At 69.5% G+C, this 8,528-nt stretch carries 9 protein-coding genes and 2 pseudogenes; 8 read left to right on the forward strand and 3 right to left on the reverse strand.

Features of this window, described 5'->3' with window-relative positions:
- Positions 1–101: 101 nt before the first annotated feature.
- From ACFYWI_RS31830 to ACFYWI_RS31850, 5 genes are read left to right on the forward strand one after another with little or no spacing between them, the layout of a single operon-like run.
- Entirely contained in the window at positions 102–923 is an 822-nt protein-coding gene (locus ACFYWI_RS31830; RefSeq protein ID WP_389239217.1) for an ABC transporter permease, read from the forward strand.
- On the forward strand, positions 920–1,831 hold the full coding sequence (locus tag ACFYWI_RS31835; protein WP_389239219.1) for an ABC transporter permease: 912 nt from the start codon (positions 920–922) through the stop codon (positions 1,829–1,831). Before ACFYWI_RS31830 ends, ACFYWI_RS31835 begins: the two co-directional genes overlap by 4 nt.
- Entirely contained in the window at positions 1,828–2,916 is a 1,089-nt protein-coding gene (locus ACFYWI_RS31840; RefSeq protein WP_389239221.1) for an ABC transporter ATP-binding protein, read from the forward strand. The genes ACFYWI_RS31835 and ACFYWI_RS31840 overlap by 4 nt, the downstream gene beginning before the upstream one ends.
- A 29-nt stretch (positions 2,917–2,945) precedes the next feature.
- Positions 2,946–4,268, forward strand: a complete 1,323-nt coding sequence (locus ACFYWI_RS31845; RefSeq protein ID WP_389239223.1) for a flavin monoamine oxidase family protein — start codon at positions 2,946–2,948, stop codon at positions 4,266–4,268.
- Positions 4,261–5,670, forward strand: coding sequence for an aminobutyraldehyde dehydrogenase (locus tag ACFYWI_RS31850; protein WP_389239225.1), 1,410 nt, complete (start codon positions 4,261–4,263; stop codon positions 5,668–5,670). The genes ACFYWI_RS31845 and ACFYWI_RS31850 overlap by 8 nt, the downstream gene beginning before the upstream one ends.
- 34 nt (positions 5,671–5,704) lie before the next feature.
- On the opposite strand, the gene ACFYWI_RS31855 is transcribed toward ACFYWI_RS31850, so the two are convergent.
- Together ACFYWI_RS31855 and ACFYWI_RS31860 are read right to left on the reverse strand one after the other, a co-directional pair.
- Positions 5,705–5,935, reverse strand: coding sequence for a hypothetical protein (locus ACFYWI_RS31855; protein WP_389239226.1), 231 nt, complete (start codon positions 5,933–5,935; stop codon positions 5,705–5,707).
- Positions 5,919–6,170, reverse strand: coding sequence for a DUF6400 family protein (locus ACFYWI_RS31860; protein WP_389239229.1), 252 nt, complete (start codon positions 6,168–6,170; stop codon positions 5,919–5,921). The genes ACFYWI_RS31855 and ACFYWI_RS31860 overlap by 17 nt, the downstream gene beginning before the upstream one ends.
- Positions 6,171–6,578: 408 nt before the next feature.
- On the opposite strand from ACFYWI_RS31860, the gene ACFYWI_RS31865 reads away from it, so the two are divergent.
- Entirely contained in the window at positions 6,579–7,418 is an 840-nt protein-coding gene (locus ACFYWI_RS31865; RefSeq protein ID WP_389239230.1) for a class I SAM-dependent methyltransferase, read from the forward strand.
- The gene (locus tag ACFYWI_RS31870) at positions 7,415–7,597 is read left to right on the forward strand and encodes a hypothetical protein (protein ID WP_389239231.1); all 183 of its coding nucleotides are present in this window, start codon (positions 7,415–7,417) and stop codon (positions 7,595–7,597) included. The genes ACFYWI_RS31865 and ACFYWI_RS31870 overlap by 4 nt, the downstream gene beginning before the upstream one ends.
- Positions 7,598–7,694: 97 nt before the next feature.
- On the opposite strand, the pseudogene tnpA reads toward ACFYWI_RS31870, so the two are convergent.
- Positions 7,695–8,103: pseudogene (gene tnpA, locus ACFYWI_RS31875) on the reverse strand (IS200/IS605 family transposase).
- 23 nt (positions 8,104–8,126) lie between these two features.
- Between tnpA and ACFYWI_RS31880 the strand changes: the two are divergent.
- Positions 8,127–8,528, forward strand: a pseudogene (locus ACFYWI_RS31880) (hypothetical protein); the annotation flags it as partial.

Consider the following 8,528-nt stretch of genomic DNA (forward strand, 5'->3'; position numbering starts at 1 on the left):
CACCGAGCACCCCACCCGCGGCCTCCCCGCCCAGCCGACCCGGAGCACCCCGCCGCCGAGGCGGCCCCAGCGCCGCCGGCGCCCGCCTGTGGATCTGGCTGATGGTCCCCGGGACCCTGTGGATGACCGCCTTCCTCATCGCCTCCCTCGTCCTCGTCGCCGCCCTCGCGTTCGGCACCACCGACCCGCTCGGCAATCCGCGCTTCGGGTTCAACCTCGACAACATCGCCGCGATGGCCGACCCCGCCTACCGCGTGGTACTCCTGCGCTCACTGGGCTACGCCGTGCTCACCTGCGCCATCTGCCTGGTCGTGGCCTACCCGGTGGCCTACGCCATCGCCCTGCACGGCGGACGTTTCAAGAACCTCCTCATCGCCGCCATCGTCGTCCCGTTCTTCGCCAATTACCTCGTGCGCATGTACGGCTGGTCCGTCGTCCTCTCCGACGACGGGCCCCTCCTCAAGGCGCTGCGGTCCGCCGGACTCGCCGACGAGACCACGAAGATCCTCCAGACGGGCGGGGGAGTCATCGCCGGCCTGGTCTACGGCTTCATCGTGTTCATGATCATTCCGCTGTACGCGGCCCTGGAACGCATGGACACCTCGCTCATCGAAGCCGGACGCGACCTCTACGGAGGCCCGCTGCGCACCTTCTTCTTCGTCACCCTGCCCGCCACCAGACAGGGCGCCGCGGCCGGCTGCGTACTCGTCCTGCTGCCCGCCATGGGTGACTTCGTCAGCGCCCAGCTCATGGGAGGTCCCGACCAGATCATGATCGGCAACCTGATCCAGGACAAGTTCTTCCAAGGCCAGAACTGGCCGCTCGGCTCCGCCCTCACCATGCTCATGATGGCGGTCCTGTTCGTCGGCATGATCGGCTACCTGCGCCGCACCCGTAAGGACGAGGCGGAGGCGGTCCGATGACCCTGCGCCCCGCCACCCCGGCCACATTCCGCCCCGCACCGCGGACGGCACAACGCCCCACCACCGCCCGGACCAAGGCCGTTCGGCGCCACCGTCGCAGCACCGACCGCAAGCCCCGCTTCGCCATCGCCGTCACGGTGCTCTTCTTCGCCCTGCTCTACGTCCCCATTGGGGCCGTCATCCTCTTCTCCTTCAATGCGCAGAAGTCCCTGACCGTCTTCAAGGGCTTCAGCCTCCGCTGGTACTCGGAGTTCTTCCACGACGACGCCCTGCTCGCCTCGCTCGGCATGAGCCTGCGTGTGTCCCTGGTCGCCATGGCCGGCTCCATGATCCTCGGAGTCGCCCTGGCACTCGGCCTCGTCCGCTCCCGCAGCCGCCTCGGCTCGCTCGCCGGCCTCATCATGCTCGTCCCACTGATCACCCCGGAGATCGTCACCGGCGTCGCCGCGATGCTCCTGTTCAAGGGGATGGGCATCACCCTGTCCACCGGCACCGTCATGCTCGCGGAGATCACCTTCTCCATCTCCTACGTGACGGTCATCCTGCGCTCCCGGATCGCCGCCCTCAACCCGGAGACCGAGGAAGCCGCGATGGACCTCGGCGCCAGCCGCTGGCAGGCACTGCGCCTGGTCACCCTCCCTGCGCTGCTGCCCAGCATCCTCGCCACCTCGGTCCTCGTCTTCGCCCTGGTCTTCGACGACTTCGTCCTCGCCTACTTCACCACCGGCGTCGACCCGCAGCCGCTGTCCGTACGCATCTACTCGGCCATCCGCTTCGGCGTCGAACCCACCATCAACGCCGTCGGCACCCTCATGCTCGCCGGATCCATCGGCCTCATCGCCCTCGCCCTGTTCATCCCGCGTCTGTTCGGCCGCCGCGGTGGCCTCGACCTGCTCTCCGGGAAGTGACACCCGTGACAACCGACGACATCACGCCCGCCGTCCGCCTCGACTCCGTCAGCAAGTCCTACGGAGACTCGTACGCCGTCCAGGAGCTCGACCTGGACATCGCCCCCGGAGAGTTCTTCTCCCTGCTCGGCCCATCGGGCTGCGGCAAGACCACCTCCCTGCGCATGATCGGCGGCTTCACCGACCCCACCGACGGCATCGTCCTGCTCAGCGGTGAGGACGTGACCGCGCTGCCGCCCAACAAGCGCAACGTCAACACCGTCTTCCAGAGCTACGCCCTCTTCGACCATCTCTCGGTCGCCGACAACGTGGCCTTCGGCCTCAAGCGCAAAGGCGTCGCCCGGGCCGAGATCCGCGAACGCGTCGGCACCATGCTCGAACGAGTCCAGCTCGGCCCACTGGCCGACCGCAAGCCCCGCACCCTCTCGGGCGGACAGCGCCAGCGCGTCGCCCTTGCCCGCGCCCTCGTCAACGGACCCCAGGTGCTGCTCCTGGACGAGCCGCTCGCCGCCCTCGACCTCAAGCTCCGGCGCCGCATGCAGGTCGAACTCAAGCAGATCCAGCGGGAGATCGGCATCACCTTCGTCTTCGTCACCCACGACCAGGACGAGGCCCTAACGATGTCGGACCGGATCGCCGTGATGAACGAGGGCCGCGTCGAACAGTGCGGCACCCCCGAGGACGTGTACGAACACCCCGCCAACAGCTTCGTCGCGTCCTTCATGGGCACCTCCAACCTCGTCCCCGGCACCTACCGCGCCGGTCGGGTCGTCGTCGACGAAGGCCCCACCCTGCCCGTCGGCCCGCGCCCCGCCGTCCCCGACGGCAGCCGCGTCAGCCTCTCCATCCGCCCCGAGAAGATCTGGCTCTCCGACTTCGAGGCCGGCATGGCACTGGCCAGCGGTGTCATCCGCGAGACCGTCTACTCCGGCGCCACCACGACCTACCTCATCGAGCTCGCCCCCGGCATCACCCTGTCCGTCCTGGAGCAGAACACCGCCCGCTCCCGCATGGAGGACCGCTGGAGCGGCGGCGAGCGCGTCGAGTTCGGCTGGAAGCCCGAGCACTGCCTGGTCCTGGACTGACCGCCCCGCAGCCACCGAAGGAACGGTTCATGAATCACGATGTCATCGTGCTCGGCGCCGGCCTCGCCGGTCTCGCCGCCGCACGGGACCTGGCGGCCGGAGGAGCCGACGTACTCGTCGTCGAGGCCCGCGACCGGGTCGGCGGACGCGTCGAACAGACCGCCCTGCCCGACGGCCGTCTCGTCCAGCTCGGCGGCGAGGTCGTCGGCCGGGCGCACACCGCCTACCTCGGCCTCGCCGGGGAACTCGGACTCACCCTGGTCCCCAGCTATGTCGCCGAACCCGGCTTCGTGGCCCGCGCCACGCCCGAAGGTGTCTCCGCGGGCGACCCGCCCCACTGGTTCGGCCCCGGCGACGACACCTGCCACCGGCGGCTGACCGCCGCGTTCACGGCCCTCGCCGGGACCGTCGGCCCGGACGACCCCTGGTCCCATCCAGAGGCGACGGCCCTCGACGCCTTGTCGGTCGCCGACTGGCTGCGCTCCGAGGACGCGAGCGGCGCCGTCGTACGCCTGTGGGAGATCGGCCAACTCGCCCTGGCCAGTGGCTCGTACGAACGGACCTCGCTGCTCTCCGCCCTGCGCAAGCACGCCGCCGTCCCGGGCGGCGACGAGAGCGAGCACTACGACTACGAGGACTGGGAAGGCCTGCGGGTCGCCGAGGGCTCCGCCACCGTCGCGCTGCTGATGGCGCAGGGGCTGGGGGAGCGGATACGGCTGGGCGCGGTAGTCGAGGCGATCGCGGTGCAGCCCGGTGGCTGCACCGTATCGCTTACCGGGGGCGAAACGCTCACCGCCGGCGCAGTCGTCAGCGCACTTCCCGTCGGCCCCCTGCGCTCCATCACCGTCACGGGCGTCTCCGACGCGAGACTCGCCTCCCTGCACCGCCAACGGCAGGCGGTCACCGCCAAGTTCGTCGCGGCATACGACAAGCCGTTCTGGCGCGAGTCGGACCTGAACGGTCTGTCCGAGTGCGAGGGCGTCCTCGGCAGCACCTGGCCGCAGAACGAGGGAATCCTCTCCGCACTCGTCCCGCCGGAGCGGTACGGCGTCCTGCTCGGCATGCCCGGCCACCTGCGCGAGGGTGAACTGCTCCGCGACATCGCCCGCCTCTACGGGGACGAGGCGCACACCCCGATCAGCTCGTACATCCGCATGTGGGGCACCGATCCATGGACCCAGGGATACGTCACCCAGTGGGCGCCCGGCGATGTCATGGCCGTCGGCCCCCTGCACGGCACCCATGAACCGCCCTTCTACGTCTGCGGATCCGACCAGTGGGTGGCCGGCTACATGGAAGGCGCGGTACGCACCGGCCGCGCCGCGGCGAAGGAGGCACTGCGCCGTGGCTGAGACACCTGCCCCCGTCCTCAACCACATCGGGGGAGCGGACGTCCCCGCCGCCTCGGGCGCGACGATGGACCTCGTCGACCCCACGACCGGGCGGGCGCACCGCACAGCCCCGCTCTCCGGCCGTGCCGACACCGATGCCGCCTGCGCCGCCGCGGCAGCCGCCTACGAGAACTGGTCGGTGACCACCCCGGCCGAACGGCAGCGCGCGCTGCTGCGCATCGCCGACGCCCTGGAGACCCACGCGGACCAGCTGGTGGCTGCCGAGGTGGAGGACACCGGCAAGCCCGCACACCTCTTCCGCGCGGACGAACTGCCCGCCCTCACCGACACGTTGCGCTATTTCGCGGGTGCCGCACGGAATCTGCCGGGGTCCGCCGCAGGCGAGTACACCGAGGGACGTACGTCTTTGCTGCGCCGTGAACCGGTCGGTGTCTGCGCCCAGATCACCCCGTGGAACTACCCGCTGATGATGGCGGCCTGGAAGATCGGTCCGGCGATAGCGGCCGGAAACACGACCGTACTCAAGCCCGCCGACACCACCCCTTCGTCGTCCGCCCTGCTCGCCCGCATCGCCGCCGAGCACCTGCCTCCCGGCGTACTCAATGTGGTCTGCGGCGACCGCGACACCGGCAGGGCACTCGTCAGCCATCCGGTCACCCGGCTGATCGCGGTCACCGGGAGCGTCCGCGCCGGCCGGGAGATCGCCACCGCGGCGGCGGCCGACCTCAAGCGCGTCCACCTGGAACTCGGAGGCAACGCCCCGGTCATCGTCCACGATGACGTCGACATCGAGTCCACCGCCGCCGATCTCGCAGCCGTCGCGTACTACAACGCGGGCCAGGACTGCACGGCACCGGCCAGATTCCTGGTGCACCGCCGTATCCACGACGCGTTCGTCGCGGCATTTGCCGCCCATGCGGAGAAACTGCGCCCGGCCACCGACTTCGGCCCTCTCAACAGCGCCGCACAACTCGCCTTGGTCGAAGGCCTGGTGGACCGCTTGCCCGAGCACACCGACATCGTCGCGGGAGGCTCCCGGGCGGCGCGGCCCGGCTATTTCCACCAAGCCACCGTCGTCACAGGCGTCCGTCAGGACGACGAAATCGTGCAGGAGGAGATTTTCGGCCCCGTCGTCACCATCCAGCGCTTCACCGACGAGGACGATGCGCTACGGCTTGCCAACGACGTACGGTTCGGGCTGGCGGCCAGCGTCTGGACCACGAACCACGAGCGCGCGATGCGGGCGACCCGGGCACTCCACACCGGCATTGCCTGGGTCAACACACACGGCACCACCGTGTCCGAGATGCCGCATGGCGGCGTCAAGCACTCTGGCTACGGCAGCGACCTGTCCCTGGCCGGGCTTCTGGACTACACGCAGGTCAAGCATGTGATGCTCTAGGCCGGTGGCCGGGCGGTTCTGCTGCCGGCCGGCGTCACGGGGTCGGCAGGCCCCTGCCGCGGCGGGTTTCCAGGGTCCAGGTATGGGTGCAGCTCGGGCACTGGAGGTGGACCCGGGTGCCCTTGTTGGAGATGAGGTAGCGCCAGTGCTCACGGCAGTTGCGCCGGTCGGCACAGGTGGTGCAGTCGCGTGCGTCGTCGCAGCCGGGGCAGGGCACCCAGGCGCGGCGGGCCGCGTCCGCCTGTGGATCAATGGGAAGTCGCACGGCCCGGCTCCCCTCCCGGCAGGACGCCGGCGGCCACGAGCATGTCGTACGTGCGCTGCTGCTCGGCGTCCAGGCCCGAGTAGAGCAGCGCATAGGCCTCGTCCTCGGAGCGGAGGGCTGCAACCGGGTCCCAGTCAGGTCCGAGCGCGGTGACGACCTCGGCCCGCCGCCGGGCTTCCTCGAAGGTGAGGTCGATCGTGAAGGCTATGTGGTCGGGTGCGGGGTCCTGGTCCATGGCGATACTTCCGGCTGGTACGTGCTGGGCTCAGCCACGTGTACCAGAGCCTCGAGGCTGCCGTGAAGAGCCACGGAATCATGTATTCCGTTCGTCGGGCACCCCCGATTCGCTTGGAAAAACGGATAAAGCATCCGAATCGAGGCTGCGGATGGCGGGTTTTGTGGTCCTTTCAGGATGGTTTGCCGCTGTCGCGGGTTGCATGGGCATGTGACGCACTTCATTCCCCTCCCTCGGGTCCTGAGCCGTTGGCCCCCTGTGCGTTCCGATGGCCCGGTCGCGCCGAGGCAGCCGCGGGCTGCCGCCGCCATAATGGAGGGGACGAGCCGCCGGCGGTGATCTGTCACCCCACAGGCGACCTCACGCCGCTCGCGCGGCGCCCCAGAGGCGAGAGGCGGTGAAACACGCATGTGCGCCCAGCCCCACGAACGATCGGCGTCGGATTCCCCGGGCAGGGGCCGCTACGGCGAGGCCGTGTTCAGGCCGGAGCAAGCCGGCGAGGACGACCGCATCGACCTCGGCGGGCTCGCCTATGACGACACCACCATGGCCCGGCTCCGGAATCTGGGGGCCGGCCCGGGCTGGCACTGTCTGGACGCAGGAGCGGGCACCGGCACCATCGCCCGCCGCCTTCTGCACGAGGCTGGTGTCTCGAGCGTGCTCGCCGTCGACCGCGACGTACGCTTCCTCAACTCCCGCCCCACCCCCGGGCTCAGCGTCCTTGCGGCCGACATCGGCGCACCGGGCTTCGAGCCCGGTCAATTCCAGCTGGTCCACGCACGGTTCGTCCTCATGCACCTGCCTTCCCGGCAGCGCCTGGTCACCCGACTCGGCGATCTCGTAGCTCCCGGCGGCGTACTGGTCCTGAGCGATGCGGTCGACCTGACCACCGCCGACGCCCCCACCACCCCGTACACCCGCGTGATGCGGGCGATGTGGCAGGGACTTCGGAACACCATCGGCACCGATGTCTCCTGGGTCACGGCCTACCCGCAGCTGCTGCGCGCAGCGGGACTCAGCCGTGTCGGGGCCGAGATCCATGTGCCGCCCCTGCTCCCCGGCAGTCCCATCAGTCGTTTCTGGGCCGGGACATGGGACAGGTCGAGGGAGGCGATGGTCGCCACCGGCCTGGTGGACGAGGCGGCGATCGACGCGGCGATGCGGTATCTCGACTCGCCCGAGTGCGCCGCGCTGTCACCCGGAATGATCACCGCTTGGGGATGGAAGCCCGAGGAGAGCCCGCCATGACGACCACCGCCGACCGCTCGGAGCTGGAACGCGTCTGGGAGCTGCACACCAGCAGCGAGTTCGCCACGCTCGACGTCGATACGACCATGGCGACGATGACGGACACACCCGTGGTGCTTCATGTGCCGACAGCCATGGGTGCCCGCGGCCGGGCAGCCGTACGCGACTTCTACCTCTGATCTTGCGCAGTGCGCCGCCCTTCACTTCAGGGCGGTGGTGAAGCGCATCTCAAGATTGCTCTGGCCCGCACCGTAGGCACGGGTCGCACTGTTGACCTCATCTCACGGGGCGTTGCTGCTGCTCGATGTACTGCTGTACGACGTTCAGGGGAGCCCTGTGCATGATCCGGCAAGGTAGGACCCGGACCAGAAGTGGCCGCCCCACAGGTATCGGCCGACGTGCGCGTCGTACTCCTTGCGCAGGAGGCGGGCGGATACGCCTTTGAGGCTGTTGACCAGCTTCGAGAGCTGGGCTTTCGGCGGTGCACCAGTAGATGCACATGGTCCTGCTCGCCGTTGAACTGCTTCAGCTCGGCTTCGAAGTCCGTGCACACGTCACGCATGATCTCCTCGCAGCGCGTGAGCATGGCGTCGGTCATGGCCTCACGTCGGTACTTCGTGACAAAAACCAAGTGCACGTGCAGGTTGTAGACGACATGACGGCCAGTGCGCACGTCCGGTTCCATTGTGGTGGCATAGGCTTGCGGTCGTGCGTCAAGGAACCCTGGCCAAGCGGCAGTTCGGGCACCGGGCCCGGCTTTCACTGTCGCCTGCCGAGGTGTCGACGGCCCAAGCCCAGGCGCACGCGGCCCGCACGATGTGGAACCTGCTGCACGCCTGGTGGCAGATGATGCCGAAGGACAAGCGGACCCTTGCAGGTGCGGATGCCGCGGTACGCCAGGCCCGCAAGGACCTCGATTTCCTCGCCGCCCTGCCCGCGCAGGCCGCGCAGGCCGCGCAGGCCGCGCAGGCCGCGCAGGCCGCGCAGGCCGCGCAGGCCGCGCAGGCCGCGCAGGCCGCGCAGGCCGCGCAGGCGGTGTTGAAGACGTACTTCCAGGCATGGAGGAACTGCTGGGAGGGCCGAGCGGACGCCCCGGCTTTCAAGGGCCGG

Origin of the sequence: Streptomyces sp. NPDC002889 (assembly GCF_042888425.1) — a bacterium.
In the GTDB taxonomy this organism is placed as follows: Bacteria; Actinomycetota; Actinomycetes; order Streptomycetales; family Streptomycetaceae; genus Streptomyces.

Coding starts and splice junctions, on each gene's coding strand:
- ACFYWI_RS31830 (WP_389239217.1), top strand. CDS start 102: ATGGTCCCCGGGACCCTGTGGATGACCGCCTTCCTCATCGCCTCCCTC.
- ACFYWI_RS31835 (WP_389239219.1), top strand. CDS start 920: ATGACCCTGCGCCCCGCCACCCCGGCCACATTCCGCCCCGCACCGCGG.
- ACFYWI_RS31845 (WP_389239223.1), top strand. CDS start 2,946: ATGAATCACGATGTCATCGTGCTCGGCGCCGGCCTCGCCGGTCTCGCC.
- ACFYWI_RS31860 (WP_389239229.1), bottom strand. CDS start 6,170: ATGGACCAGGACCCCGCACCCGACCACATAGCCTTCACGATCGACCTC.
- ACFYWI_RS31865 (WP_389239230.1), top strand. CDS start 6,579: ATGTGCGCCCAGCCCCACGAACGATCGGCGTCGGATTCCCCGGGCAGG.
- ACFYWI_RS31870 (WP_389239231.1), top strand. CDS start 7,415: ATGACGACCACCGCCGACCGCTCGGAGCTGGAACGCGTCTGGGAGCTG.